The following is a 25,919-nucleotide window of genomic DNA, read 5'->3' as shown; positions in this document are numbered from 1 at the left end:
ACTGATGCCGCTGAGGAGCTTGGCCCAGAAAGGTTCGACCCCGATGCCGGTTGCTGCGACCACCCCGAGGCCGGTGATGACGACGCGCTGCCCGTCGCGCATGGTCAACGGTCCCCTCTTGCGGGCGAGCCGACTGCAACTCGCCGTCGCGTCGCCGGTCTTTGCGCTTGTGGTGCGATGCTCACCAAAGTAAAGTGACTCTATATATGGCGAAGGATTGTCCACAACGCAAGGAAATACGAGCCATGGAATGCCGAATGCCTGTTCGATTGCCACGGGGTCCGCACCTGCATGTGGCGTCCAGCGTGATGATTCTGGTGCTTTCGTTTCGGCACAGTGCGATCGCGGACGGTTTTCGCAATCCGCCTCCCGGGGCGGCGGGGCTGAGCCGTGCGAACGCGTATGCCGCTCACGCGGAGGGGCCGGTCGCTGTCTCATACAACCCGGCAAATCTCGCTGCATCACATGACTGGAGCGCGGAGATTGCCCTTGGCTGGGCGCGCTCGAAAAATCGTTTGGAGAGTGTACTGGGTTTTTCCGCAGAAACCGACGATGAGTGGATCGCACTGCCGAACCTGTATGCGGGGGGCCCGATCGCGGACCGTTGGGCACTGGGGTTTGGGTTGACAACGCCGTATGGGCAGTCAGTCGACTGGGGTGCCATCGGGCCGGTGGCGCGAATTTCACCGTATCGGGCTGAGATGGCTTTTGTACAGTTCGATTCGGCGGTTGGCTGGCGGGTGCTCGACACCGTGGACCTCGGTGTGGGCCTTGCGCTGGCGGGGTCGTCTCTCGAGTTCCGGCAAGTGGTTCCGTGGGATGTGGTCCTTCGTCGCCCCGGCCTGCGGCCTGGCGAAGCCCGGGTGGAGACCAGCGGTGGGGGGGTGGGGGCGCAGGCGGGGGCGACCTGGGTGTTTCTGCCCGGCCACCGGCTCGCGGTCGGCGCACGCACGCCGATGACGGTCGAGTACGATGGGGATTTGAAACTGCGGTATGCGCCCGATCTGCCGGCGCTGCGGAACAGCGATTTCGAAACCGAAATCACGTTCCCGGCGCGGGTGGTGTTGGGCTATGGCGTAGAGATCGGTGCGTCGGTTCGGCTGGAAGCGGATGTGGAGTGGGTCGGTTGGTCGTCGGTGGATGAGTTGCCGCTCGAAGCCGGTCCAAACCAGGCACTCATCGGGGCAAACCCTCTGCGATACGACTGGTCGGACACTTGGACATTCAACTCTGGAGCGGAGTGGGAGTTTGCGGAAGGGTGGTGCCTTCGCGCGGGCTACAGTTACGTGCCCACGCCGGTGCCGGATCACACGCTCTCGCCGACGTTGCCCGACGAGGATCGTCACGTCGTCGCGGTCGGCGTTGGCGCTCGATGGGGACGCCACGAGCTGGGGGCGGGGTGGGCATGGAGCGTTGTGCAGGAGCGGCACGTGGCCGGGAATCAGAATCCGGCCTACGATGGGGTGTACGAGATCGAACCACATCTTTGGACGATCAGCTACCGCTACGGGTTCCGGTGAGGAGGCGGACCACGATGGGGCGCCGCTGTGTGCTGGTCGTGGACGACGAGCTGGGGCCGCGAGAAAGTCTTCGTATCCTACTAAAACAGCGATATGACGTGATCGCGGTGGATTCGGTCCCCGCGGCGATAGAGGCGATGCGACAGCGCCGCCCCGACCTGATCATCAGCGATATTCGAATGCCCGGGATGAACGGCATCGAAGGGCTGAGAAAATTTCGGGAGCTCGACCCGGACGTCGCGGTGATCATGCTCACCGGCTATGCGGATCTTGCAACCGCGCGGGCCGCGATGCAGTTGGGCGCAACGGACTACGTGTCGAAGCCCTTCGATGTCGATGAAATGTTGCACATGGTCGAGCGCGGTGTTGAGACCACCGACCGCCGTCGGGCGCGGGCGGCAGCGGCCGAGGAGCTGCAGCGCCTCAATGAGGAGTTGCAGCGCCGGATCGAGGAAAACCGCCGGCTGGCGGTGCTGGGCATGACCTCCGCGCAGATGGTGCACGACATCAGCAATCCGCTGACGATCGTGATCGGCTATCTGGACCTGCTCAATTTGCTGCTCGATCGGAACGCCGACGGTCCCGCGCGGCAGGAGGCGCGGGAGTACATCGAATCGATTCGCAGCAACCTGCGGCACTGCACCGAAGTTTTGCAGTCGTGGCGTTCGCTCGGCAACAAGGGGGCGCTGCGGCTCGAGCCGATCTCGGTGAAAGAACTGCTCTCGACGATCGTCCGCGACGCGCGCTCGCCCGGAACGTCCACCCTCATCGAGCTCAGTCTGGAGGGTGATGCGGCGAACATCACGCTGGTCGGGGACCGTGTGCACCTGCGGCGGGCGGTCGAAAACATCGTCCGCAATGCGATCCAGGCGGTCGAGCCTGGCGGCGGGCGCGTCCGCGTGACGGCGACGCGCGAGGGCCGGGAGCTGGTGGTCACGGTCGAAGACAACGGTTGTGGCATTGCGCCGGAGGATCTGCCCCGAGTGTTCGATCCGTTCTTCACGAAGGGCAAGGGGGAGCGGGGGACCGGGTTGGGGCTGTTCATCGCGCGGCAGGTGGCGGAGGATCACGGTGGGCGGATTGACATCGCGAGCCGGCTGGGCGAGGGGACACGGGTGAGTGTGCGCCTGCCAATGACCCAATGAATGACCCAATGAACGGGGGAGCGTGGGTGGCAGCCATCCGCGAATGGCGCGCCGCAGTTGGCGCGGAGCGGGTGGTGGACGACGCGGCGTCGGTGGCGGCGCTCTGCCGCAACGTGAGCGGTCTGGTACGGCGGGTGCCGGTGGTGATTCGGCCACGGAATGCGGATGAGGTGGCGACAGTGGTGCGGATCGCGCGGCGCCACCGTACGCCGGTGCACCCGATCAGCCGTGGACGGAACTGGGGGATGGGATCGAGGCTACCGCCGCGCGACGACACCGCCGTGCTTGATCTGTCGGACCTCAACCGGATTCGTGAGCTCAATGTCGCAGGCCGCTACGCAGTGGTGGAACCCGGTGTGACGCAGCGGCAGCTCTACGAGCGGCTCCAACGGGATCGGCTGCCGCTGCGGTTCAATGTGACGGGCTCGTCGGCGGATTCCAGCCTGATCGGCAACGCGCTGGAGCGGGGCGTCGGTTATTTGGATTCGCGCGCCGCGTTTCTCACCGGTCTCGAGGTTGTGTTGGGTACGGGCGAGGTGCTTCGGACCGGTTTTGCGCACTTCCCGGGCGCCCGAACGACGCACCTGTACCGCTGGGGTGTGGGCCCCTGGCTCGACGGTCTGTTCGCACAGGGCAACTTTGGCATCGTGACCGCGGCGGGGGTGGAGCTCTTGCCAATGCCGGAGGCGGAGACAGCGGTGATTGCGCGCATCCGTCGCGAGGAGGAGCTGGCCGATTTGGTCGACGCGCTCGCGGATCTGCGCCGGCGCGGTTTGATCGCGGGTGTCGCGCATGTCGGCAATCGGGAGCGGAGTTGGATCACGCTGGCTCCGCTGATCGCGGAGCAACTGATTGCGGACGGCCGTTGTGATGCGAGGAGCGCGCGGAGCGCCGCGGAGGAGATTCTCAAGGCCGAAGGGTTTGGTCCCTGGAGCGCTGTCGCAGCGGTATCTGGTGCGCGAGCCGGACATCGCGCAAAATGCCGCGAGGTGCGGCGGCAGCTCGGTCGTGTGGCGCGTGTGACGATATTGCCGGCGGGCGCACTGGCGACTGCCGAGCGCGTGCTGGTGGCCGCGGCAAAGTGGTCAGAGCGTGCGGCGCGCAAGCTGGCGGTGCTGCGCGCGGTGAAACCGCTCCACGGCCTGGCCGAGGGCGTGCCGACCGACGACACGCTTCCGGCTGTGGAATGGCCGCTCGGCGGGCCACCGGTGCGACGGGTGGATCCGGACGAGGGGGAGGCGGGGCTGCTGTATTGCTTGCCGATCCTGCCCGCAGAGGGCGGTTTCGTCGCGGAGGTGGTGGCCGCAGTGCGGCGCATCTTTGCCGCGCGGGGATTCGAGGCTGCGATCACGGTGAACCTGTTGGACGATCGGTCCATGGAGGGGGTGATCAGCCTTGCGTTCCACCGTAGCAGTCCGGAACAGACGCGCGCGGCTCAGGAGGCGGTGCGCGAGGCCGAAGAGGAACTGCTGCGTCGGGGGTGCCCGCCTTATCGGGTGGGGCTGGGGAGCATGGATGTCGTGGTACGAGCGGACGATCCGTTCTGGTGCGTGGTCGCGCGTCTGAAGGGTGTTCTTGATCCCGATGAGGTGATCTCACCGGGCCGATACAATTTGCTCTGATGCGGTGGTCGGCCGCGGGACCGCTGTTCCATACCGTGATGTGCTGTGTCTGTCCGCCTCCACGCCTTGGACGGGACGGCCGGAGACGATCCGCCTCGCGGTCGCCTCAGCGGGTCTCAATCGGCAAGGTGGAGGCCAGCCCGGGAGTTTGTCTGGCGGGCGGGGAGGGAAGCGTCTCCTGCCGCGCGCCGAGTGCGATCGTTGCACGCAAGCTGAACAGCAGCGGATAGAGCCGCTCGCTGTACCAGAGACGCGAGAAGTACAGGCCCACGGGCGTTGGTCGAGGAAGGTCGTGCGTCCATTTGGCTTCGAGCCATGCAAGCCCCCGTGAAAGGCAATCTTCTGGACAACGAGGGATCATTGCGAGCGCGGTGAGCGCCCAGGCCGTTTCCTCTACGGAGGGTGGCTGATCACGGTCCGCCCCCCATCCGCCATCGGGGCGCTGCGTACGCTCGAGATATGCCGCCGCACGGTCCCTGAGCATTTCGGTGGGGCTGCTTTCCGGTTCCGTCGCCAGCGCGGTGAGGACCATCGCGGTTCCAATGGTGCGGTTGGCGTGGTCAGGGGCTGCGGGATGGCCGAACCACAGCGGAATCCATGCGCCTTCGGCGGTCTGGGTGAGGCGGAGATATTCGAGCGCCTGGCGCCGCGCGCGACGGATGGCCCGGCGGAGATGTGGCCGCATGCGATCGCTCCAGGCTGCCAAGGCGCGCAGCGCATGAGCGGTGATGTCGGGGCAGCTCCGGTCGAACGGCAACCGGTTGCATCCTCGGCAGAAGGTTGGCAGTCCTCCGTCGGCGTTTTGAAGTCGAAGGAGCCATTGGATGCCGGCTGCGGCGGCCTGTTGGGCATCGGGGCTATTGGGTGCGAGTGCGGCCAGTGCGAGCAGCGCGGCGGAGGTGTCGTCGGCGTCGGGCACACCGCCGTCGTGGTCAGTCCAGGACCAGCCGCCGGGCAGCGCGCCGGTGAACGGATGGCGCTCTCGGTGCTGCCAGCGCAGGATCTGTTCCACCAATGCGTGACGCTCCGCGGCGGTCCATTGCCGGGCGGTGGGGTCGGCGGCGGCGAGCAGTGAGGCGGCCTGGTGGGTGAGCCAGAGCGCTAAGTCGCGATCGATTGGCCAGGCGCCGTTGGGGCGCTGCAGTTCATTCAGAAAGCGCACTGCGGCCGGCACGACGGCGTGATCAACATCGCCACTTTCCAGCAGCGCGATGAGGACGAACGCGGTGAGCGGTACCGCTTCGAGAAAACCGCCGGTGCGAGGCTGCAGCCGGGCGAGGTGACGGAGCAGGGCGGGAGCGAGACGTTCGCGAAGGACGCGCCGCCATTGCGGGCCGTACGGGGCGCGACGGGCACGTGCCCGTCCCATCGCGATGAGCGCGGGCAGCGCATAGCTTACCACCGGTACGCGCAGCATCGCCAAAAGGCGAGGGGGGAGCAGTCCGAGTTCCAGGGGCAGGGGCGGCACGCACGTCCAGGCGTGTTCAGCGGGGCCAAGGATGCCGGCGGCGGCGCAGAACGTGAGGATGGGAACCGAAAACGTCCGGTCGTCGCCGTAGCTCCGAAGAATTGCCCGGCTGAGCGCGGCTGCATCCGGCAAAACGCCGCCCAACCAGCGGGAGAGCCACTGACCAGCGGGGCCAACCGAGGGATGGCCGGGTGACAATACCTGAAGGGCGGCGAAGACAAGCAGCGTGGCGGCAGGATTCGACGGTGCGTCCGCACAGTCGCCCCATCCGCCGTCCGCGTTGGAATGGCCGGCGAGCCATCGCAGCGCGCGATCTGCACGAGATGAACCGTCGGCCGCGCCGGTCCGCGCCAGCGCGACGGCGGCGATCGCAGTGGCGAGCGCGCTGTCGGCGAGGCGCCCTCGCCACATCGCACCGTCGCGCTCCTGCAGCAGATGCCGGACGAGACGGTCGCGCAGCGCGGAGGCGCGCGGAGCGAGCGGGATCGCGTTCATCGTTCCCGAATCATGGCCTGCGCGGGCGCCGCGGGCAATCGGTGGACGGCTGCGATACGGTGGACAATTTTGCCCCGCTCCGGCACGCTAGGGAGGTCGGATGGTGTGCTGGCGTCAGCGATCCTTGTGCAACAAGGGGGTGTTTGGGATGCATCGTTGGCTGTGGGTGTGGATGGCTGCTCCGTTGGGGATGGGGTCGCTGGTGCGGGGAGCGAGCGGCGACTGGCCCCAATGGCGAGGTCCGGATCGGACCGGCGTGGTGACCGGAGAGGGATTGCTGCAGTCATGGCCGGAGGGTGGGCCGCGGTTGCTCTGGACATCGCGGGAGGCGGGCCGCGGTTACTCCACGCCCGTGCAGGTGGGCGACCGCCTGTACCTGCTGGGGACGTTGGAGGGGGAGACAGAAAGCCTTATTGCGCTGGATGCGAGGGACGGTCGACGCGTTTGGGCGACTCCCTTCGGGCGCATGCAAGGGGGTCATCCGGGGCCGCGCTCGACGCCGACGTGGGCGGATGGCCGGCTGTTCGTACTGAGTTCGGACGGAAAACTGTTGTGTGCAGAGGCCCCCAGCGGCGCGCGCGTGTGGATGCGGGACCTCGTCGCTGAGTTTGACGGCCGTTGCGGTTCGTGGGCATATGCGGAGTCACCGCTGGTGGATGGGGACCGTGTTATTTGCACGCCGGGTGGCACGAACGCGACGATCGTGGCGCTGGACCGGGCGAACGGGCGAACGTTGTGGACGTGTGCGGTGCGGCGTGCGCGGGAGACCGAAACTGGTGCGCGTCGCTCACGGCGGCCGTACGGAACCGCGGGCTATGCCTCGGTTGTTGCGGCGGAGATTGGAGGCGTCCGGCAATACGTGCAGTTTCTTGACGGCGGCGTGGTCGGTGTGGCGGCGGAGGATGGACGACTGCTGTGGGCATGGGACGCGCCCGCGAGCCCGGTTGCGAACTGCATGACGCCCATCGTAGCCGGCGACGTGGTGTTTGCGGCGTCTGCCTACAACACGGGTGGTGGGGCGGCGCGCATCGTGCGGCGCGCCGACAACTTTGAGGTGCGGCCGATGTGGTTCCTCCGGGAGTTTCAGAACCACCACGGGGGAGTGGTGCTGGTGGACGGCCATCTGTATGGTACCGGCGCCAGCCAGCTGTTTTGTGTCGAGCTGGCGACCGGCCGGATTGCCTGGTCGGCGCCCTCGGTGGGCAAAGGATCCATCGCTGCGGCCGGCCGGCGTCTGTACGTGCGCAGTGAGAACGGCCCGGTGGCGCTGGTGGAGGCCAATCCTGTGGCCTACATCGAGCGGGGACGGTTCGAGCAGCCGGATCGGAGTGAAGAAAAAGCGTGGCCGCACCCGGTCATTGCAGGGGGGCGATTGTACCTGCGGGATCAGTCGCTGGTGCTCTGTTACGACCTTCGGCTCGCTCCCTGAAGAGGGCGCGGCGGCCTGAGGAGGAGACCACGATGCGAAGTGCCAATCGGTTTGTCGGCGGCATGCTGCTGGTGGGCGTGTTGGCCAGCTCCGCTCCGGCCAACACGCTGGCGCAATTCCGGATCTTAGGCTATTCGCTGAACATTCAGCTGGAAGTGGAGCTTTTTGACGAGGAAAAGCCCCTCACCGTTGCGAACTTCGTCCGGCTGGTGGAATCGGGCGCGTATGCGCGGATGTTTTTTCACCGGTTGATCCCGGGTTTCGTGATTCAGGGGGGCGGCTATCGCGCCAGCCCCTCCTACACCGGCGTGGAAGAGGTGCCCCACTTCGGAGCGATCTCCAACGAGTTTGCCACTGGTCCGTTGCGATCCAATGTGCGCGGCACGCTGGCGATGGCGAAAGTCGCGGGCGACCCGGATTCCGCGACGTGCCAGTTTTTCATCAACCTTGGTGACAACTCCGCAAACCTCGACACCCAGAATGGCGGGTTCACGGTCTTTGGGCGCGTGATTTCTGATCCGCAGGGCGCGCTGGACTTCTGGAACTCTTTGTCGAAAGGCGTGGGGATCGTGGATGTCGGTGAGCCGTTCGAGGATCTGCCGGTCAACTATGCGGGTCAACAACCTCCGACATTCGGGAATCTCATTTACTGCGAGATCAGCCTGCTGCGGATCTCTGTGTCGAACGCGCCGGGGGCGCGGATTTTGAGCTGGCCGACCGCGGTCGGCCTGACGAACCATCTTGAAGCGGCCACCTCCCCGGCCGGTCCCTGGACCGTGGTCTGGTCAGGGGTTTCCGCTGCGCCCGTGATCACCTATGCTGACACCAACAACGCTCCGACCCGTTTTTACCGGGTACGCGTGAGGTGAGCGTGGCCGGTGCGGCTCAGGGCCGGGGGTGGGTCCGTTCGTAGACCTCGCGCAGGCGTTCGATCGACACGTGGGTGTAGAGCTGCGTCGTGGAGAGGCTTGCATGGCCGAGCAGTTCTTGCACGCTGCGCAGGTCCGCGCCGGCATCAAGGAGGTGAGTGGCGAAACTGTGGCGGAGGGTGTGGGGCGTCACCTCGGCGGAGAGGTTCGCGATCGCGAGGTACGGTTTGAGGATCCGCTGTACGGATCGCGCGCCCAGGCGGCCGCCACGGCGATTCACAAACAGTGGTGCTGTGGGTCCCTGAAGCGTGGGGAAAAGCTCGTTTCTCAGCTTCAGCGCGGTGCGTAGCGCGCGAAGCGCAGGGCGGCCCAGCGGGCAGATACGCTCTTTGCGTCCCTTGCCGAGCACGCGGACGACTCCGGACAGCTCATCCACCTGCGCCGCCCGCAGACCCACGCATTCACCGACCCGCATGCCGGTGCTGTAGAGCAGTTCGAGGATCGCGCGGTCACGGGCGGCGGCATACTCGATCCACCGGCGACGTTGAGGATCGTCGCAGCGGGCGAGGCGAATGTCGGCCAGGCGAGCGGGTGCGTCCAACAGCCGGCCGACCTCGGCGACCGTTAGTACCGACGGGAGCCGTCGCTGCCGCGCTGGAAGGTGCACACCGCGAAAGGGATTGGCCGCGGCAAGGTTCTCGCGCAGCAGAAAACGGAAAAAGCAGCGCAGCGACGACGCCTTGCGGGCGACCGTAGCGGGCGAATGGCCGTCGCGGTGCAGCTCGACCAGAAACCGGCGTGCGGCGTATCGGTCGCAGGTGGTCCAGGGATGTGGCGGACTCGCGCCCGCTCCCCACACGGCGTCCACGAACTGTCGCAAGTCTCCCAAATAGGCGGACATGGTGTGCGGCGAGGCGTCCCGTTCCGCGCGGAGGTACTCCACAAAGCGACGCACGGCCGGATCGGCGGCCAGCCGAGGATCCAAGGGAGCGCAACCGGGCTGGTCGCGGCTCATGGTGGGTAACTGCGGCGCTCCTCGTGCGTTGCGCCGCTTTCAGTCTCGAAACCGAGATCGATGCGTCGAAGCCCCGGCACGTCGCGGCGCAGCCGTTCGCAGAGGCGGTCGCGAAGCTCGCTCACCTCGTGTTCACCGCGGCGGCGGTCCTCGGCGTGCAGCACGATGTCGACGGAGAGGTCCGCACCGCCGGCGGGGCCGGTGAGGCGGAGGTCGTGAAAACCGGCCACGTCCGCATGATCGTGGGCGTAACGATCCAGCGATCGGCGCGCGGCCTCGTACTCGGGGTGTGCCCGGTCCACCGGATCGGTGTGCGCGACGACCTTTGCACCGGTCGCCTGCGCGATGCGGCGCTCGACCTCTTCGGCCATCGCGTGGGCTTCCATCAGGGTGAGCGCGGCATCCACCTCGATGTGGAGCGAGATCAGGCGCGCGTCACCATAGCTGTGCACCAGCACGTCGTGCACACCGCGCACGCCGTGGACCGAGGCGGCGAGCGAACGGATGCGCGCCAGTTGTGCATCGTCGACGCTCTCACCGATCAGCGCGCTGAGCGCGGAGCGCGCGAAACGCACGCCGGTCCCCGCGATGAATGCGGCGACACCGATGGCGGCCCAACCATCGAGCCGTGGATGCCCCAGCCGGTTGCCGAGCAGCGCAACGAACACCAGCGACGTCGCGGCGATGTCGAACAGATGGTTCCAGGAATCGGCTTCGATGACGGAGGAACGGGACAGTCGCGCGGCGGTCCGCGCGAAGTGTGCAAGTGCTGACTTGAGTCCGATGGTCAACGACACCGCGATCAGCAACCATCCGGGACTCGCGGCGGGCTCGGGGCGCCACAGACGCCGCACGCCCGCTGCGCCGACCTGAAGAGCGACCGCCAACAGAAAGAAGGACAGCACCAGTGTGGCGACCGTCTCCAGGCGGCCGTGGCCAAACGGATGGCGGCGGTCGCCGGGCCGGCGCGCCCAGCGACAGCTCAATGCGATGACCAGGCTGCTGGCGACGTCCGCCGAGTTGTTCACCGCGTCGGCGATCAACGAGATGCTGCCGGACCAAAGCCCCAGCACCGCTTTGGCTGCGGCCAGCGCGAGGCTGACGGAGGCGCTCAAAAAACCTTCGAACTCGCCGAGACGCTGCCGGGCGGCCGTCTCGGCGGGGTCATGCCCGTCTCCGAGCACGCGCCGGATGAGCCATCCGGTCCATCCGCGCAACCGAGCAGGCGTGCCGGGGTCGGGCGAGGGCGCTGAGTCGACCATTCTGCGCACATCATATCAAGCTGGGCCGCGGGCGCAAAATGGGGCGCCTCGACGTTGACGCGAGCGATCGCCCACGATAGTCTTTGTGGCCTGTTTCGCGGCGCCGCGCAGCGGCCCGTGGTTTCAAGGAAAGGATCGAGCCGATGATTGTGACGACGAAGGAGTTGTTCGCGCACGCGTACGGCCGGTATGCGATCGGCGCGTACAACATCAACAACCTCGAGCAGTGCATGGGACTCTTTCAGGGGAACGTTCAGAGCCGCGCCCCGTTCATCGTGCAGATCTCGAAGGGCGCCAGGTCGTATACCCACAAGAAGATGCTGGAGGCGCTGATCCGGACCGCGAACGAGATCTTCCCCGATGCGATTTTCGCGGTGCACCTCGACCACGGTGACGAGGCGACCTGTTACGACTGCATCGACAGCGGTTTTTACAGCTCGGTGATGATTGATGCGAGCTCGGAGCCGTTCGAAAAGAACGTCGAGATTACCAAGCGCGTGGTGGATGCTGCGCACGCCAAGGGCGTGGTGGTCGAGGCGGAGCTCGGCATGTTGGGCGGCGTTGAGGAGCACGTCTCGGTGGCGGAGTCGGACGCGAAGCTGACCGATCCGGCGCAAGCCGAGGAGTTCGTGAAGCGGACCGGTTGCGACAGCCTGGCCTGCGCGATCGGCACCAGCCATGGCGCCTACAAGTTCAGCGGTCGGCAGACGCTGCACTTCGAGGTGCTGGAGGCGATTCAGAAGCGTCTGCCGGGCTTCCCGCTGGTGATGCATGGCTCCAGCTCGGTGCCGAAGGAGGAAGTGGACCGGATCAACGCGGCGGGCGGGCAGCTCAAGGGCACGAAAGGGGTGGACGAGTCGCAGTTCAAGCGCGCGGCGCAGCTGGGCGTCACCAAGGTGAACATCGACACGGACGGCCGGCTGGTGTGGTGCCGCGTGCACCGGGAGCATTTCCGCGATCATCCCGAGAACTTCGATTTGCGCGCGCCAGGAAAGATTTTCATGAAGGAGTATGCGGCGTTCATCGCGCACAAGAACGAGGTGCTCGGGAGCGCCGGTCAGCTCGACGCCGTGCGGGCGGTGGTTAAACCCCGCGCCTGAGCACCCGCCCGTCTGACCGGGCGGGTGCGTCACCATTTGAACGCTTTGCAGTCGGGTGGAGTCGAAAAGGTCCGATCCGGCCCGGCGGCTCCGCCGTGGCTGAACCAGGGAAGGAACGGGGCATGCTCGAGGTCAGGAACCTGCACAAGCGGTACGGCATGATCGAAGCGGTGCGGGGGATATCCTTCACCGCGGCGAAGGGGGAGATTCTGGGCGTGCTGGGCCCGAACGGGGCCGGCAAATCGACGACGATGCGGATGATCACCGGTTTTCTGCCACCGACCGCGGGCACTGCGGTGATCGCTGGTTTCGACATTGTGGAGCAGCCGATTGAAGCGAAGCGGCGGATCGGCTATTTGCCGGAAAATGCCCCGTTGTATCCGGAGATGACGGTCACGGGGTTCCTGGACTTTGTGGCCGGCGTGCGGGGTTATTCCGGTTCAGAACGGCGCGATCGGGTCGAGTCGGCAATCCAACGCTGCCGTCTGGACGCGGTGCGGCATCAGCCCATTGAGACGCTGTCCAAAGGTTACCGACAGCGTGTGTGCTTCGCGCAGGCGGTACTGCACGATCCCTTGTTGCTGGTGATGGACGAACCGACCGACGGTCTGGATCCGAACCAGAAGTTTGTGGTTCGCGAAATGATTCGCTCCATGGCGGCAGAGAAAGCGATTCTGATTTCGACGCACATCCTCGAGGAGGTCGAGGCGGTTTGCACGCGGGCGATCATTATTGACGCGGGTCGGATCGTCGCGGAGGGCTCTCCGGCGGAGCTGAAGACGAAACATCCCTCCGGACGTCTGGATGAGGTCTTCCGGATGTTAACCCAAGGCACGGCGGAGCAGGTCACCGCGCACCGCTGACTGCAGGAGGCAGGCGATGAAGCTCTGTTCGCGGACCACCTGGGAAATCTTCAAGCGGGAGCTCCGGGCGTACTTTGAATCGCCCGTCGCGTATGTGTTTCTCGTCTTCTACCTGATGCTGATCATGTTTCTGACGTTCTTCGTCAGCCGGTTTTACGAGGCAAACCAGGCGGATCTGAAGTACTTCTTTTTCTGGTTCCCCTGGGTGAACCTGTTGTTGGTGCCCGCCGCGACGATGCGGCTGTGGGCGGAGGAGCGGCGCACCGGCACGATCGAGCTGCTGCTGACGTTTCCGGTGACGCTGACCGAGGCGCTCGCGGGCAAGTTTTTCGCGGCGTGGGCGTTCATGTCGCTGGCGACGGTCCTCACGTTTCCGATCGTGATCACGACCGCCTGGCTGGGCAACCCGGACGGGGGAGCGATTGTCGGCGGGTACATCGGCGCGATTCTGCTGGCCGGCGCGTACGTCGCGGTGGGAATCCTCACCTCGACAACGACGCGGAACCAGGTGATCGGCTTTGTGCTCGCGTTTGTGGTGTGCCTGTTCCTGGCGCTGGCGGGCTGGCCGCCGGTCGTGGACATCGTGAACCGGTGGGCGCCGTCCTGGCTGGTGAACGCGGTCGCGTCCCTCAGCGTGATGCCGCATTTTGAATCGCTGCAGCGCGGCGTAATTGATCTGCGGGACGTGGTCTACTACGCGAGCGTGATGGTGCTGGCGTTGTTCGGCGCCTATCTGGTGCTCGAGAATCGCAAGTCGGCGTGACGGGAGGGCGGCAACGATGACGAATCAACCTCGCGGCGGACGACTGCTCGGCAGCAGTCTGGCGGCATTTGTGGTCGTCGCGGCGATCGTCGTCGCGGTGAACGTGATTCTCGGCGGGGTGGTGTGGAGATTGGACCTGACGGAGGACCGGATCTACACGCTTTCGGAGGGTACGCGGGCGGTTTTGCGAGAGCTGGACGGTCCGGTGACGCTGAAGTTTTTCTTCAACGCGAGCGATCCGCAGGTGCCGCCGCACCTACGGGTTTACGCGCGGGCGGTGTCCGATTTGCTGCGCGAGTACGAGATTGAAGGTCGCGGCAAGATCGTCGTGGAGACGTACGATCCGGTGCCGGACTCGGACGCTGCGGACTGGGCGAGGCGGTACGGGATCGAGCCGCAGCCGGCGGGCTTTTTCGGCCCCGAGGTGATGTTCGGGCTGGTGGCGGCCAAGGGCGATGCGGAGGCGGTGATCCCGTATCTGAACCCGGAGGACCAGGAGCGGCTCGAGTATGACATTACGCGGTTGATCGCACGGCTGTCGAAGCCGAAGAAGCCGGTGGTGGGGCTGATCAGCTCACTGCCCCTCTTGGGAGGGCTGGGCGGCATGCCGTTTGGTCCGCAGCCCCAGCGCGGCTGGTTCGCATTCACCGATCTGGAGAAGGACTACACGGTTCGGCAGATCAGTGAAACGGCGGAAACGTTGGAGGACGATCTGGAAATGCTGGTGATCGTCCATCCGAAGAATCTTTCGGAGAAGCTACTCTACGCGATCGATCAGTATCTGCTGCGCGGGGGGAAGATTCTGGCGTTTCTCGATCCGCTGTGCCTCGCGGAGGACCAGTCGCGCGGGCCGATGGGCATGATGAACTTCGGTGCGGAGGGCTCCACGTTGGGACCGCTGCTGGGCGCATGGGGGGTGACTTGGGAGAACTCGCGTGTGCTGGCCGATCTGGAGGCGGCGACGCTGTTGCGCAGCCGTGATGGTCGGGCGGTGAACAACCCGATGTGGCTGAGCCTCCGCCCCGCGAACATGGCCGACGACCGGCTCACCGCAAAAATTGAGACATTGCTGATGCCCACCCCCGGTGCGTTCAAGGTGGAGCCGCCGGAAGGAGTGGAGGCGCGGCCGTTGATCCGCAGTTCTGAGGCGGCCGGGTTTGTGGACTCCATGACCGCTCGTTTCGGGGAGAGCGTGGGGCGCGAGTTTCAGCCCGGTCGCCGGCGTGAGGTGCTGGCGGTGCGGTTGAGCGGGACCTTTTCGACCGCGTTTCCGAAGGGAGAGCCCGGTGGCGACACCAACACGACCTCGACGACGTCGGCCCCTACGAATGCGGTGGCCAACACCGCGATCACCAACGAGGCTGCGGCGTCCGCCACCACCAACGTGGCGCCGACGACCGCAGGGGCTGGTCACCTCGGGAAGAGCCGCGAGCCCGGCTTGGTGGTGCTGGTCGCGGATGCGGACTTGTTGTACGACCACTTCTGCCTGCGAGAGGTGCGGCTCTTCGGTCAAACCGCGTACACGCCGATGAACGACAACCTGACATTTTTCTTTGGGGCGGTGGAGGAGCTGCTCGGCGGTGCGCGACTGGCGCAGATCCGATCCCGGGGGCGGATGGAGCGGCCGTTTGAAGTGGTGGTGGCGCTGCTGCGCGCTGCGCAGGAGCGTCACCTGGCGGAGGAGCGCGCGCTCGAGCAGAAGCTCGAAGAGACGAAGCGACGTTTGGAGGAGCTGCAGGCGCAGAAGGGGAACCGCCAGGATCTGGTGCTGACGCCCGAACAGAAAGTGGAGATCGAGCGGTTCCGGCGCGAGGAGCTCGAAACCAGCCGGAAGCTGAAGGAGGTGCGAAAGAATCTGCGCGCCGACATCGAGCGGCTGGGCGCGGTGGTGAAAGCCGTGAACATTTTGGGGATGCCGCTGCTCGTCGGCCTGGGGGGCATCGGCTTCGGGCTGTGGCGCCGCAGCCGACGGTGAGGCGGCGAACGATAGCGGAGGCACGAACGTCGCGATGAAAACGGACAAGCTGCTCAAGTTGCTCGTCACCGCGTTGGTGCTCATCGCGATCGCGATGTGGATGCGCTACAGCCAGGCGGCGCGGCGACGGCCGGCAGACGAAGTGGGTGCGGTCGTGGTGCCCGCGCTGCAAAAGGCGGAGACCTTGAACGCGGTGGCGGGGATCGAGTTCATCCGTGCCGATTCTACGGTTCGAGTGACGCGAACGGGCGGCCGGTGGGTGAGCCCCGACCGCTATGGCCATCCGGTGAAGGCCGAGGAGGTGCGGAAATTCCTGCTGGCGTTGGCGGACTTGAGGGTGGGTCAGGCGGTACCGGGGGGGGATTCGGCGCGCGTCGCACTCGAGCTGCTGCCGCCGGCGCTGGACACGAACGGACGGCCGCGCGCGGGCAGCGGCACTCTTGTTCGCCTGGTCGGCACGAATGGTGCGGAGCTGGCCAGCGTGATCCTGGGCAAGAACCGCCGACGAGGAGGGGAAACGGGCTTTGCGGACGGACGGTTCGTGCTGGCGGGCGGCAAACCCGCGCTGGTCGCCGAGACATTTTCCGGCCTGCCGACGCGGCCGGAGGACTGGATGAACACCCAGCTGGTGGATCTTTTCAGCTCGGACATTGACACGCTGACCTGGACACCACCGGCGAAACCGCCGCTGACACTGACGAACATCGCCGGCGAGCTGAAGCTCGCCAATCTGGCGACCAATGAAACGATGGACTCGCTCAAGGTCAGCCGGCTCAGTGGAATCGTCAGCTGGCTGCGGTTCGCCCAGGTCGCGGATCCTTCATTGCCGCCGTCAGAGACTGGTTTGGATCAGCCTGCGGTACTTGTGGCGCGCGCAAAGAACGGGCGCGAGTTTACGGTGAAGATCGGGCGAGAGGCGGGCACCAATGCGCAGCGGTATGTCAGCGTCTCGGCGGCATTTGCGGCGCCGAAGCCGCTGCCAGCTGCGCCGGCCGCGGATGCGAGCGAAGAGCAGAAGAAGCGGCACGAAGAGGAGACGAAGAAGATCAAGGAAGAGAATGAGAAGATTGAGGCGGAGATCCGGGAGCTGAACGAGCGCACAGCGCGGTGGGTGTATCTGGTGGAAGGGTCCAGGTTTGAGAACCTTCCACAGGAGCGGAAGGATCTCCTGCAGCCGCCGCCGGCCCCGGCAAGCACTTCGGGCGAAGGAGCGACGAACGCGGCTCCGGCCTCAGCGACCGCGCCGGCGGCGAGCGGCGTGACCAACGCGCCCTCGCAAGGAGGCCCGTCCACACCACCGCCCGCGGCGCCCTCCCCCGATGCGCCGGCAACCAATGCTCCTCCCGGCCCCACGGGCTAAAGGACTGCCGTCTTGGCGCTCGGAAACGGGCGCGATCGTGTGTTGCGGAACATCCGGTGGAAAGTGGACTCGGCCACGGCGGGGACGCGGTTGGATCGCGCGGTTCTTCTGGCGTGTCCCACCACCTCTCGTGGTCTGGTCCGTCGCGCAATTGAGGCCGGCGAGATCCGCGTAAACGGCGCGGTCGTCCGACGGAAAGGCCGCCACGTGAGGGTGGGCGATTTGATCGAAGTCGGCGCGCTGCCCCAGCGAGGGGAATCATGGGTGCGGCCGGATTTTGAAGTGCCGTTCGAGATCCTCGCACAGGCCAGCTCCTGGCTGGCGGTGAGCAAGCCGGCTGGTGTGCCGGTTTATCCGTTGCGGCTGGATGAACTGGGTACACTCGCGAACGCGCTCGCGGCGCGTGTTCCGGACTGCCTTGCGGTGGGTGAGGTGGAAACTGGGATGGGTGGCATTGTGCACCGGCTCGACACCGGCACGTCCGGCGTGGTGCTCGTGGCTCGGCGCGCGGACGCGTGGAAGCGTCTGCGAGACCAGTTTGCGCAGGGTCGCGTGGAGAAAGTGTACCTGGCGGTCGTGGAAGGGATCGTCCGTGCGCCCGGACGTGTGAGTTCATGGCTCACGCACACCCCCGGCCGACCGGGTCACATGCGGGTGGTGGCGCATCCTGCGGCCGCAGGGGGCGCACGGGCCCTGTGGGCGGTGAGCGAGTATTCGCCGTTGCGCTGTTGCGGAAATCGAACACTGCTGTGGGTGAAGATCCTGACCGGAGTGACTCATCAGATTCGCTGCCAGCTCGCGCATCTCGGACACCCCGTCGTGGGTGATTCGCAGTACGGCGCGGGGCCTCACCGTCGGCCGGAGCGGCACTGGCTGCATGCGGCGGAAATCGAGTTTGACGATCCCGACAGCGGGGGGCGCCAGCGCGTTGTCTGTCCACCGCCGGCGGAATGGTACGGCGTTTTGCGCGGGCAAGACTGACCGGGGTCGTCATCGCCTGAGGGGCTCCGGCGTGATAGAGTGCTGCCGCTCCGGCAGGAGTCGAGCATGAAAAGTGCGCCATTGGGCACCACGGGTTGCGAGGTTTCCCGGATCGCGCTGGCGACCTGCGCGATCACAGGCCGCCCCGGGGGGAGCGCGATGTCGCCGTATGACGGTCAGGCGATTCTCCGGACGGCGTGGGAGAACGGCATCAACTTCTTCCTCACCTGTGAGGATGACGTCGAGCACATGGCGGAGGAGTGCATCGCCGCGGCGCTGGGCGATGTGCGGGATCAGATTGTGATCGCGAAGCGGCTCGGACCAGAACACCAGCACCCCCGCGAGATTTTGCGGGCGGTGGAGGAGAGCCTTCGGGCGCTGGGGACCGACCGGTTGGACCTGGTGTTGCTGGATCGGCGTCATCCGCACCTCGAACCGAGGGAAATTCTGCCCACATTGGCGAAGCTTCGAGAGGAGAAGAAAATTCGTGGGTTCGGTGTCAGCCGCTATGATGGCGCGATGCTTTCGGCGGCGCTGCGGCTTCCCACGCCGCCTGTGGTGGTTGCGGCCGATTACAACTTGCTGTTTCGGGGGGTGGAGATCGAACTGGAGGCAGTGTGCCGAAAGGCCCGACTTCCGCTGATCGCGACGTCACCCTTGCTGCTGGGCCTGCTGGCGGGGCGGTACGATCCGGAAGGCGAGCTGCCGCCTCATGTTGCGCGGCTGCCGCATTTTCAGCTGGCGCCGTCCGGGGGGCGGGGCAGCCGCCGGGAGAGCCTTCGCCAGACGGTGGTCACGGCACTCAGAGAGATTCGCCGCATCGCTGGCGAGCTGGGTGAACCGGTGGGCGATGTGGCGCTTTCTTGGTTGCTGTCCCGCGCGTTCGTGGCGGCGGTGGCGGTCAGCGCGTCGAGCACAATTCAGGTGCGACGAAACGCGCGCGCCGGAAGTCTGGTATTGCCGCCGGCCGTCTGCGAAGAATTGGCGAAGGTCACAAGGCCCGTGCTGGAGCTACTCGGCGGGGGCGTTGATCTCTGGGCACCGGTGGCCGACCGCTGAGGTGCGTTTCCGCCGGCGGCGGCGTGCGTTTCCCATCGCGAACCGGTGGGCGATCGAAGCGGCTCACCAAAGCCGGCCACTGATGCTTGATTCTGCCGCCCGCGCGTTCATGTCTACAATTCTCGGGCCTTGCGCACCCCACTCTACGGCCACCCATGAGATCCACCAGCTGTGACCTCGGTCGTTGTTGCCCTGGAAGAAGAGATAGCTGCGGCCGTCCCGGTCTTCAAAAAAGCCCGGGTGGCCGCTCTCGGATGCGTTCCAGTCACCCGGAGAACCGTTGCGCAGGAGCGGCTGCTTCGACCACCGGCTCCACTGGCGACCATCGTCACTGACTGCCACACCGATCTGCTGTGGCTCGTTGTTGTAGCCGCCCGCATAGAACATCCAGAGCCGGCCTCCACGCTCCACAACGGACGGGGCTTCGACGCAACAACGCTCCCAGGGAAGTTCCGGCGCAAGAATCGGCCCATCACGTTCCAGTCTCCATGCGCTCGGTCCGAGATTCGAGGCCGGATCGGCACTGGCCACGCCGATCATCTGGGTGGTCATGGACGGATCCCGCGTGGCAAAGAACATCCAGAGGCGGCGGCGGAAGAGGACCAGTTCACCGTCGATCGCGCGGCCGGACGTCCAGGCGCCGGTCGGCCGGAACACGGGATTGTCCGGATGCCGTTCGAAAGTGATGCCGTCCGTGGATGTCGCCAGACAAATCGCGTCGCGCGGGCCGTTGCCATAGGTCTGATACAATAGAACGACCCGTTCGCCGATCACGCGGGCGCCGGGCGCGCAGATGCCGTTTCGTTCGCACTGCTGCTGCGGCATTAGTTCGGCGATTTTCCGCCAGGTCATGAGGTCCCGGCTTTCCGCAATGCCGATGCTCCAGCCACGGGTGGCGTTTGGGGGTGCAAGATTCGAGCTCCAGGGCGGGAGTGAGAAATACATGAGGTAGCGGTCGCCGAGGCGAACCACGCTGGGGTCTTTCGCGAAAGGACGGCCGCGGCGTGACTCGTCGCTGAAACGCGGCGGCGCTGCGGCCGGGGGCCGAACGGGGGGCGGATCAGCGCCGGGGGCAACCGCCGGGCACAAGAGTGCCCCGGCCAGCGTGGCGCGAGCGGTCAGGGAAGAGAGCCGTTCGAGGAAACCCAATGTGAGCCCTTTGTTTTGCCTCGGCCGCCGGCGTTCGGTCGGCGCGCTCATCAGCTGCCCACGCCGGCGGCGGGGTCGGCTCGCACATTAGATGATTGGGGCCGGCTGCGCAAGGGCGATCGCGGGACGTTGACGAAGCGGACTTGCCCCTATGTGCAGCCCGGTCTAGCATCGCGAGCTGCGAGGACGCGGTGGCGATGGACGCCCCAACGTTGCCGGCGTGGGACGTGTACCGTGCGCTCAGTCCGGCCGAAAAGGCCGCTCTGCTGCGCGGTGCGGACGGCCGTCCCTATCATGTTCTATTCGCGCAACAGTTTGACCGGCCGTTTCTCGACCACCTGGGAGAGCTGGCGACGCGCACGCGGCGCATTGCGAAGACGAAAGGGGGGCGGCTTTTTCTTCAAAGCCTTCTCGCCGACCGGCGAGCGATGCTGTACTTCGCGCAGCCCTCGACGCGGACGTTTTTGTCGTTTTATGCGGCCTGTCAGATCCTGGGCCTTCATCCCGCGGAGGTTCGGGACACACACACTTCGAGCGAGCTGAAGGGGGAGTCTCCCGAGGATTCCGTTCGCACGTTCAGCTCGTATTTTGATCTCATCATCATGCGCCATCCGGAGGGGGGATTCGCCGAGCGGATTGCCTGGTTGTTATCCACCACCGAGCGCGCTGTGCCCGTGATCAACGCGGGGTCGGGCAAGGACGAGCACCCGACGCAGGCGCTGCTGGATATATACACGCTGCAGCGGAGCTTCGAAACGCGGGGCGGAATCGAGGGGAAAACGATCGCGTTCGTCGGCGATTTGCAGCGAGGACGCACCGTGCGGTCGCTCGCGCAGGTGTTGACGCTGTATCCGGGAGTGCGGATGCTCTTTGTTGCGCCGCCCCGACTGCAAATCGGCCCCGACATTCTCGAGCGGCTCGACGCGGCGGGGGTACGGTACGAGCTGACCGAGGACTTCGACGCCGCGGTGGCGGCGGCGGACGCGGTGTACATGACCCGCATCCAGGACGAGTGGGATGCGCCGGGCGAGCGGACATCCGCGGATGCAGATCGTTTTGCGTTTGGGGTGCGACATCTCTCGATTCTGCGGCCGGACGCGATCCTGATGCATCCGCTGCCGCGCCGGCATGAAATCGCGGTAGAGGTGGACCGCGACCCCCGCGCGATGTATTGGCGCCAGGTGCGCAACGGCATGTGGATTCGGGTTGCGCTGATTCTGACGATGTTTGCGCGCGAGGCCGAGGTGCACCAGTACTACAATGATCTGGTGAGATAGGCTCGCGGTGCCGGAGCGGCGATGAAAGACCTGATTTCGATTTCGCAGTGGGGAGCGGCACGAATCCAGCGGGTTCTCGAACTGGCGGTGGACCTGAAGCGACGTCCTGGCGAATACCGACACGCGCTGATGGGCCGGACGCTGGTGATGCTGTTCGAGAAGCCCAGCCTGCGCACACGGGTCTCGTTCGAGGCGGCGATGACGCAGCTGGGCGGCCATGCGATCTACTACGACCTGAGCACGTCCCCGCTAGGACGCGGGAAGGAAACGGTGGAGGACACTGCGCGCGTGCTCAGCCGCTACTGCGACGCCATCATGGCGCGCTTATTTCGCCACGCGGACATCGTCGCGCTCGCGCGTCACGCGACAATACCGGTGATCAACGGGCTGACGAACGACGAGCATCCGACGCAGATTCTCGCGGATCTGATGACGATTCTGGAGCACAAGCGACGGCTGCGGGGCCTCACGCTGGCGTATGTCGGCGACGGTCTGAACAACGTAACCCACTCGCTGCTGCTGGCCGCAGCGCGGATGGGGTTGCATATGCGCGTGGGCTGCCCGGACGACCCCGCCTACCGTCCCGATCCGGCGGTGGTTGCGCGTGCTCGGCGCATCGCGCGAGGGACGGGGGTGGACATCACGATCACCGAGGACGCCTCCTCTGCGGTGCGCGGAGCGGACATCGTGTACACGGACTCGTGGATGTCCTACCACATTCCGCCGGATCAACTCGAAGAGCGTCGGGCGCGATTTGCGGCGTACCAGGTGACGCCTGCGCTGATGCGCCGTGCGCGCCGGGGCGCGATATTTCTGCACTGTCTACCCGCCACTCGGGGCTACGAGGTCGCCGCGGAGGTGATTGATGGGCCGCAGTCCGTCGTGCTGGACGAGGCAGAGAATCGTCTGCACGTTCACAAGGCGGTGCTGCTTCACCTGGTGGCGGGCGTCGAAACGCCGTGGAGCCGGACATAGCCCGTCCGCGCGGCGAAGTTGGGCGTGGTGATCTCCGCCACCGCGCCGTCGGGCTCGACCTGAAGAAACAGCGCATCGGCGTCGGGCCACTGGTTCGTGAGCCAGGCGATCGCCGCGTCCGGACCGAGGATGAACGCGGCGGTCGCCAGGCCGTCGGCGGTGAGACCGTTCTGCGCGACAATGGTCACGCTCGTTCGCTCACGTTCGAGCGGCCGTCGGGTGCGGCCGTCAAATATGTGGATCACAGTTCGGCCGCTGCTGCCGCGGCGGCGCTGGCGGTAGCCGCCGGAGGTCGCGATCGCGCGGTCCGTGAGATGAAGGACGCCAGCGAGCCGCTCGCCGGGCTGGCTGTCCGGCAGCGGCAGATCCACGCCGATACGCCATCGGTTTCGCTCTGCGTTGTGGCCGGAGACCACCACTTCGCCGCCCACTTCGATCATCATGTTGGTGACGCCGGCCGTGCGCAGAGCGGCGGCGACCGCGTCGGCCGCATACCCCTGGGCGACGGCGTCCAGATCGAGCTCCACACCCTCCGCGCCTTTCACTAGCGCCCATGCACTGCCATCACGAGTGAGCTCCACGCGGCGCCAGCCGACCCGACGCGTGGCGGACATCACGGCGTCGTCGCTCGGGGGATGAGCTGATGCTGGCGCCGGCCCAAATCCCCACAGGCGGAGAAGGGGCGCAAGGGTGGGATCGAAGGCGCCGCCGGTCTGTTCGGCGAGTCGAAGCGCCTGCTCGGCGACGTGGCCCAGCGCGTCGCTCACCCGCACCCGCTCGCCCGGAGGTTTCGCGTTCAGTTGCGAAAGCTCGCTGTCATCCCTCCACCGCGAAAACGTGCGGTCCACCTGTTCGAGCACTTGTGCGACGATCTGGCGACACTGGTGCGGGGTTAGCCCGGGCGGGGGCTCGACAACCCGGACGTGGTAGCGTGTGCCCTGCGTTTCACCCTCCCACGCAAACATCCTAGCCGGCGCGGACGGCGGCTGACGAGTGGACCGGAAGGTCAACACACCGAGCAGCGCCGCGGCCGAGAGCATCGCCAGTGGCGACAGGCGGCGCGGTTGAACGCAACGTGCCCGCGAAGGCTCAACCGAATTCGTCGTAGGCGATCATCTCCTTCTCGACGCCGAGCTCGTCGAGCATCCGGTTGACCGCCGCAATCATCATCGGCGGGCCGCAGAGGTAGTATTCGATCTCAGTCGGATCAGGATGGTCCTTCAGGTAGAGGTCATACACGACCTTATGGATGAAGCCGGTCGGGCCGTCCCAGTGGTCTTCTGGAAGCGGCTCGCTGAGCGCGACGGTGTACCGGAAGTTCGGGAACTCCGCCGCAATCGCGCGGAACTCCTCGTCATAGAACATCTCGCGGCGCGATCGGGCGCCATACCAGAAGCTAACTTTTCGCGTGGTCCGCCGCGTCTTGAAGAGGTCGAAAATGTGGCTGCGCATGGGGGCCATGCCGGCGCCGCCGCCGATGTAGACCATTTCGCGATTGGTGTCTTTTGCGAAGAACTCGCCGAACGGGCCGCTCATGACGACCTTGTCGCCGGGCTTCAGACTGAAGATGTACGTCGAGGCAATGCCCGGCGGCACGTTCATACCCGGCGGGGGCGTCGCGATGCGGACGTTCAGCATCACGATGTTGCCCTCCGCGGGGTGATTCGCCATCGAGTAGGCACGAAAGATCGGCTCCGGGTTGGAGGCGGACAGCTCCCAAAGGTTGTACTGGTCCCATGCGTCGCGAAAACGTTCATCGATGTCGAAAGAGCGGAACGAGATCTCGCGGTAGGGCGGGACATCGATTTGGATGTATCCGCCGGCGCGGAAATTGAGCGTCATGCCGGGTGGAAGGTCGACGATCAGCTCCTTGATGAACGTGGCCACATTCCGGTTCGAGCGGACTGTTCCCTCGAACTTCCGGATTTCCAGCACCTCCGCCGGCACGCGGATTTTCAGATCCCGCTTCACCTTGAGCTGGCAGGCCAGCCGCCAACCCTGTTTCGCCTCCGCGCGCGAGATGTGGCCGGCCTCGGTCGGCAGCAGGTCGCCGCCGCCCTCGGTGACAACGCATTTGCACATCGCGCAGGTGCCTCCGCCGCCGCACGCCGATGGCAGGAAAATCTTCTGGGCGGCGAGCGCGGCCAGCAGGGACGAGCCGCTGTCGACGGTGATGCGCTTTTCACCGTCGTTGATGTCAATCGTGACCGGACCGGACGGTGCCAGCCGGCGAGAGGCGGCATTGAGCCCCGCGACGAACACAAGGATCAGCCCCGTGAACACCAGCGCGCTGATGAACAGTAGCAGAATCCAGTTGCTCATCGCCGCCCATCCCTCCGAGCTAGAGCTGGATGCCGGAGAAGATCATGAACGCCATGGCCATCAGGCCGGTCATGATCATCGTGATGCCGAGCCCCCGCAGTGCCGGCGGAACGTTTGAGTAGCGGAGCTTCCGGCGCACGGCGCCCATCGCGACAATCGCCAACGCCCAGCCGGCACCCGACGCAACGCCAAACACCACCGACTGCGCCGCGTTGTAGTTGCGCTCCACCATGAACAGCGAGCCGCCGAGGATCGCGCAGTTCACGGTGATCAGCGGCAAGAATATGCCGAGCGACTGGTACAGTCGTGGAAAGAAACGGTCGAGCGTCATTTCAACCAGCTGCACCATCGAGGCGATTGTCGCGATAAACACCACAAAAGTGAGAAAGGAGAGGTCCAGACCGGCAAGCGCGGGAACACCCGTCCACGCGAGTGCGCCGGGTGCAAGGAAGAACCGCCGCAGCAGCCAGTTGGTGGGTACGGTGATCGTCTGCACCACGATCACCGCCAGCCCCAGCCCCATCGCGGTTTCAATCCGTTTTGAGATCGCAAGAAACGAGCACATCCCTAGGAACGACGCCAGCAGGATGTTCTCGATGAAGATGGACTTGACCGCAAGACTGAGCAGTTCCATGAGGTGCACCTCGACTAACCGTCTGTTTCAAAGCGGCGGATCAAGGTCCGCTGCGCCCAGATCAGCAGTCCCAGAACGATGAAGGCGCCCGGCGCCAGCAGCATCAGGCCGTTGTTGACATAGCCCTGCCGGTAGAGCGCGGCCGGCACCACCGCGTGGCCGAGCAGGCGTCCGGAGCCAAGCAGCTCCCGAAGGAACGCCACCAACACCAGCACGGCTCCATATCCGAGGCCGTTGCCGAGACCATCGAGCACGGACGGCAGCGGCGGGTTTTTCAGCGCGAAGGCCTCGAGCCGACCCATCACGATGCAATTGGTGATGATCAACCCGACGAATACGCTGAGCTGGCGACTGACGTCGTAGGCATAGGCGCGCAGGATCTGATCGGCAAGAATGACCAATGTGGACACCACCACCATCTCCACAATCATGCGAATCCGAGCCGGAACGGTGTTGCGGATCAGCGAGATGACCAGATTCGAGCCCGTCGTCACGACCGTCAGCGCTAGCGCCATCACCAGCGCCGTTTCCAGCTTGACGGTCACCGCGAGAGCCGAACAGATGCCCAAAATCTGGACGGTGATCGGATTGTTCTCGGAGAGCGGATCGCGGAAGTGCTTCCAAGCGGACGCCATC

The 25,919-nt window shown here is 65.8% G+C and carries 23 protein-coding genes; 14 read left to right on the top strand and 9 right to left on the bottom strand.

Features of this window, described 5'->3' with window-relative positions:
* A partial coding sequence (locus N2652_08110) for a hypothetical protein (GenBank protein ID MCX7819154.1) occupies positions 1 to 276 on the bottom strand: 276 nt, incomplete at its 3' end.
* Positions 277 to 308: 32 nt separating this feature from the next.
* On the opposite strand from N2652_08110, the gene N2652_08105 reads away from it, so the two are divergent.
* From N2652_08105 to N2652_08095, 3 genes are read left to right on the top strand one after another with little or no spacing between them, the layout of a single operon-like run.
* Positions 309 to 1,520 carry an outer membrane protein transport protein gene (locus N2652_08105; GenBank protein MCX7819153.1) on the top strand — a complete coding sequence of 404 codons (1,212 nt, stop codon included), beginning with the start codon at positions 309 to 311 and terminating at the stop codon, positions 1,518 to 1,520.
* Between the two features lie 14 nt (positions 1,521 to 1,534).
* Positions 1,535 to 2,665: a response regulator gene (locus N2652_08100; GenBank protein MCX7819152.1), complete on the top strand. Its 1,131-nt coding sequence runs from the start codon at positions 1,535 to 1,537 to the stop codon at positions 2,663 to 2,665.
* Between the two features lie 8 nt (positions 2,666 to 2,673).
* Positions 2,674 to 4,287, top strand: coding sequence for an FAD-binding oxidoreductase (locus tag N2652_08095; protein ID MCX7819151.1), 1,614 nt, complete (start codon positions 2,674 to 2,676; stop codon positions 4,285 to 4,287).
* A 106-nt stretch (positions 4,288 to 4,393) separates the two neighbouring features.
* Here N2652_08095 and N2652_08090 read toward each other — a convergent pair whose 3' ends face one another.
* Positions 4,394 to 6,250 (bottom strand): squalene--hopene cyclase, encoded by a 1,857-nt coding sequence (locus N2652_08090; GenBank protein ID MCX7819150.1) that lies wholly within the window; start codon positions 6,248 to 6,250, stop codon positions 4,394 to 4,396.
* Between the two features lie 100 nt (positions 6,251 to 6,350).
* On the opposite strand from N2652_08090, the gene N2652_08085 reads away from it, so the two are divergent.
* Both N2652_08085 and N2652_08080 read left to right on the top strand, forming a co-directional pair.
* Complete coding sequence (locus tag N2652_08085; GenBank protein ID MCX7819149.1) at positions 6,351 to 7,679, top strand: PQQ-like beta-propeller repeat protein; 1,329 nt, start codon at positions 6,351 to 6,353, stop codon at positions 7,677 to 7,679.
* A gap of 32 nt (positions 7,680 to 7,711) precedes the next feature.
* Entirely contained in the window at positions 7,712 to 8,548 is an 837-nt protein-coding gene (locus tag N2652_08080) for a peptidylprolyl isomerase (GenBank protein MCX7819148.1), read from the top strand.
* A gap of 16 nt (positions 8,549 to 8,564) precedes the next feature.
* On the opposite strand, the gene N2652_08075 is transcribed toward N2652_08080, so the two are convergent.
* Positions 8,565 to 9,563 (bottom strand): tyrosine recombinase XerC, encoded by a 999-nt coding sequence (locus N2652_08075; GenBank protein MCX7819147.1) that lies wholly within the window; start codon positions 9,561 to 9,563, stop codon positions 8,565 to 8,567.
* Positions 9,560 to 10,825 carry a cation diffusion facilitator family transporter gene (locus tag N2652_08070; protein ID MCX7819146.1) on the bottom strand — a complete coding sequence of 422 codons (1,266 nt, stop codon included), beginning with the start codon at positions 10,823 to 10,825 and terminating at the stop codon, positions 9,560 to 9,562. Before N2652_08070 ends, N2652_08075 begins: the two co-directional genes overlap by 4 nt.
* A 143-nt stretch (positions 10,826 to 10,968) precedes the next feature.
* Between N2652_08070 and N2652_08065 the strand changes: the two genes are divergently transcribed.
* From N2652_08065 to N2652_08035, 7 genes are all read left to right on the top strand, one after another.
* Positions 10,969 to 11,925: a ketose-bisphosphate aldolase gene (locus tag N2652_08065; GenBank protein ID MCX7819145.1), complete on the top strand. Its 957-nt coding sequence runs from the start codon at positions 10,969 to 10,971 to the stop codon at positions 11,923 to 11,925.
* 122 nt (positions 11,926 to 12,047) lie between these two features.
* Positions 12,048 to 12,788, top strand: coding sequence for an ABC transporter ATP-binding protein (locus N2652_08060; protein MCX7819144.1), 741 nt, complete (start codon positions 12,048 to 12,050; stop codon positions 12,786 to 12,788).
* Between the two features lie 16 nt (positions 12,789 to 12,804).
* Positions 12,805 to 13,551: an ABC transporter permease subunit gene (locus tag N2652_08055; protein ID MCX7819143.1), complete on the top strand. Its 747-nt coding sequence runs from the start codon at positions 12,805 to 12,807 to the stop codon at positions 13,549 to 13,551.
* A gap of 16 nt (positions 13,552 to 13,567) precedes the next feature.
* Positions 13,568 to 15,526 (top strand): Gldg family protein, encoded by a 1,959-nt coding sequence (locus tag N2652_08050; protein ID MCX7819142.1) that lies wholly within the window; start codon positions 13,568 to 13,570, stop codon positions 15,524 to 15,526.
* Positions 15,527 to 15,560: 34 nt separating this feature from the next.
* Positions 15,561 to 16,886 (top strand): DUF4340 domain-containing protein, encoded by a 1,326-nt coding sequence (locus N2652_08045; GenBank protein MCX7819141.1) that lies wholly within the window; start codon positions 15,561 to 15,563, stop codon positions 16,884 to 16,886.
* Positions 16,887 to 16,898: 12 nt separating this feature from the next.
* Positions 16,899 to 17,867: an RluA family pseudouridine synthase gene (locus N2652_08040; GenBank protein ID MCX7819140.1), complete on the top strand. Its 969-nt coding sequence runs from the start codon at positions 16,899 to 16,901 to the stop codon at positions 17,865 to 17,867.
* Between the two features lie 66 nt (positions 17,868 to 17,933).
* Entirely contained in the window at positions 17,934 to 18,926 is a 993-nt protein-coding gene (locus N2652_08035) for an aldo/keto reductase (GenBank protein MCX7819139.1), read from the top strand.
* Positions 18,927 to 18,989: 63 nt separating this feature from the next.
* Here the strand turns inward: N2652_08035 and N2652_08030 are convergent, their stop codons facing one another.
* Entirely contained in the window at positions 18,990 to 20,126 is a 1,137-nt protein-coding gene (locus N2652_08030) for a family 43 glycosylhydrolase (protein ID MCX7819138.1), read from the bottom strand.
* Positions 20,127 to 20,272: 146 nt separating this feature from the next.
* Between N2652_08030 and pyrB the strand changes: the two genes are divergently transcribed.
* Together pyrB and argF are read left to right on the top strand one after the other, a co-directional pair.
* Positions 20,273 to 21,352, top strand: coding sequence for an aspartate carbamoyltransferase (gene pyrB / locus N2652_08025; GenBank protein MCX7819137.1), 1,080 nt, complete (start codon positions 20,273 to 20,275; stop codon positions 21,350 to 21,352).
* Between the two features lie 21 nt (positions 21,353 to 21,373).
* The gene (gene argF / locus N2652_08020; GenBank protein ID MCX7819136.1) at positions 21,374 to 22,327 is read left to right on the top strand and encodes an ornithine carbamoyltransferase; all 954 of its coding nucleotides are present in this window, start codon (positions 21,374 to 21,376) and stop codon (positions 22,325 to 22,327) included.
* On the opposite strand, the gene N2652_08015 is transcribed toward argF, so the two are convergent.
* From N2652_08015 to N2652_08000, 4 genes are read right to left on the bottom strand one after another with little or no spacing between them, the layout of a single operon-like run.
* Complete coding sequence (locus tag N2652_08015) at positions 22,285 to 23,367, bottom strand: FAD:protein FMN transferase (GenBank protein MCX7819135.1); 1,083 nt, start codon at positions 23,365 to 23,367, stop codon at positions 22,285 to 22,287. The genes argF and N2652_08015 overlap by 43 nt on opposite strands.
* A 49-nt stretch (positions 23,368 to 23,416) precedes the next feature.
* On the bottom strand, positions 23,417 to 24,649 hold the full coding sequence (gene nqrF, locus N2652_08010; protein MCX7819134.1) for an NADH:ubiquinone reductase (Na(+)-transporting) subunit F: 1,233 nt from the start codon (positions 24,647 to 24,649) through the stop codon (positions 23,417 to 23,419).
* A 19-nt stretch (positions 24,650 to 24,668) separates the two neighbouring features.
* Positions 24,669 to 25,283 (bottom strand): NADH:ubiquinone reductase (Na(+)-transporting) subunit E, encoded by a 615-nt coding sequence (nqrE, locus tag N2652_08005; protein MCX7819133.1) that lies wholly within the window; start codon positions 25,281 to 25,283, stop codon positions 24,669 to 24,671.
* Between the two features lie 14 nt (positions 25,284 to 25,297).
* Positions 25,298 to 25,918, bottom strand: coding sequence for an NADH:ubiquinone reductase (Na(+)-transporting) subunit D (locus tag N2652_08000; GenBank protein ID MCX7819132.1), 621 nt, complete (start codon positions 25,916 to 25,918; stop codon positions 25,298 to 25,300).
* Between the last annotated feature and the right edge of the window lies 1 nt (position 25,919).

The organism is Kiritimatiellia bacterium (assembly GCA_026417735.1).
Lineage (GTDB): Bacteria > Verrucomicrobiota > Kiritimatiellia > PWTM01 > PWTM01 > CAACVY01.
This window is presented reverse-complemented; position numbering and strand designations above follow the sequence as displayed.

Excerpts from the sequence above, each read along its gene's own strand:
- N2652_08060 (MCX7819144.1), top strand. The coding sequence starts at position 12,048 with ATGCTCGAGGTCAGGAACCTGCACAAGCGGTACGGCATGATCGAAGCG.
- argF (MCX7819136.1), top strand. The coding sequence starts at position 21,374 with ATGAAAGACCTGATTTCGATTTCGCAGTGGGGAGCGGCACGAATCCAG.
- N2652_08055 (MCX7819143.1), top strand. The coding sequence starts at position 12,805 with ATGAAGCTCTGTTCGCGGACCACCTGGGAAATCTTCAAGCGGGAGCTC.
- N2652_08065 (MCX7819145.1), top strand. The coding sequence starts at position 10,969 with ATGATTGTGACGACGAAGGAGTTGTTCGCGCACGCGTACGGCCGGTAT.
- N2652_08105 (MCX7819153.1), top strand. The coding sequence starts at position 309 with ATGATTCTGGTGCTTTCGTTTCGGCACAGTGCGATCGCGGACGGTTTT.
- N2652_08095 (MCX7819151.1), top strand. The coding sequence starts at position 2,674 with ATGAACGGGGGAGCGTGGGTGGCAGCCATCCGCGAATGGCGCGCCGCA.
- N2652_08045 (MCX7819141.1), top strand. The coding sequence starts at position 15,561 with ATGAAAACGGACAAGCTGCTCAAGTTGCTCGTCACCGCGTTGGTGCTC.
- N2652_08085 (MCX7819149.1), top strand. The coding sequence starts at position 6,351 with ATGGTGTGCTGGCGTCAGCGATCCTTGTGCAACAAGGGGGTGTTTGGG.
- N2652_08070 (MCX7819146.1), bottom strand. The coding sequence starts at position 10,825 with ATGGTCGACTCAGCGCCCTCGCCCGACCCCGGCACGCCTGCTCGGTTG.
- N2652_08100 (MCX7819152.1), top strand. The coding sequence starts at position 1,535 with ATGGGGCGCCGCTGTGTGCTGGTCGTGGACGACGAGCTGGGGCCGCGA.
- N2652_08000 (MCX7819132.1), bottom strand. The coding sequence starts at position 25,918 with ATGGCGTCCGCTTGGAAGCACTTCCGCGATCCGCTCTCCGAGAACAAT.
- N2652_08030 (MCX7819138.1), bottom strand. The coding sequence starts at position 20,126 with ATGAGCGCGCCGACCGAACGCCGGCGGCCGAGGCAAAACAAAGGGCTC.
- nqrF (MCX7819134.1), bottom strand. The coding sequence starts at position 24,649 with ATGAGCAACTGGATTCTGCTACTGTTCATCAGCGCGCTGGTGTTCACG.
- N2652_08035 (MCX7819139.1), top strand. The coding sequence starts at position 17,934 with ATGAAAAGTGCGCCATTGGGCACCACGGGTTGCGAGGTTTCCCGGATC.
- N2652_08080 (MCX7819148.1), top strand. The coding sequence starts at position 7,712 with ATGCGAAGTGCCAATCGGTTTGTCGGCGGCATGCTGCTGGTGGGCGTG.
- N2652_08075 (MCX7819147.1), bottom strand. The coding sequence starts at position 9,563 with ATGAGCCGCGACCAGCCCGGTTGCGCTCCCTTGGATCCTCGGCTGGCC.
- N2652_08050 (MCX7819142.1), top strand. The coding sequence starts at position 13,568 with ATGACGAATCAACCTCGCGGCGGACGACTGCTCGGCAGCAGTCTGGCG.
- N2652_08090 (MCX7819150.1), bottom strand. The coding sequence starts at position 6,250 with ATGAACGCGATCCCGCTCGCTCCGCGCGCCTCCGCGCTGCGCGACCGT.
- pyrB (MCX7819137.1), top strand. The coding sequence starts at position 20,273 with ATGGACGCCCCAACGTTGCCGGCGTGGGACGTGTACCGTGCGCTCAGT.
- nqrE (MCX7819133.1), bottom strand. The coding sequence starts at position 25,283 with ATGGAACTGCTCAGTCTTGCGGTCAAGTCCATCTTCATCGAGAACATC.
- N2652_08015 (MCX7819135.1), bottom strand. The coding sequence starts at position 23,367 with ATGCTCTCGGCCGCGGCGCTGCTCGGTGTGTTGACCTTCCGGTCCACT.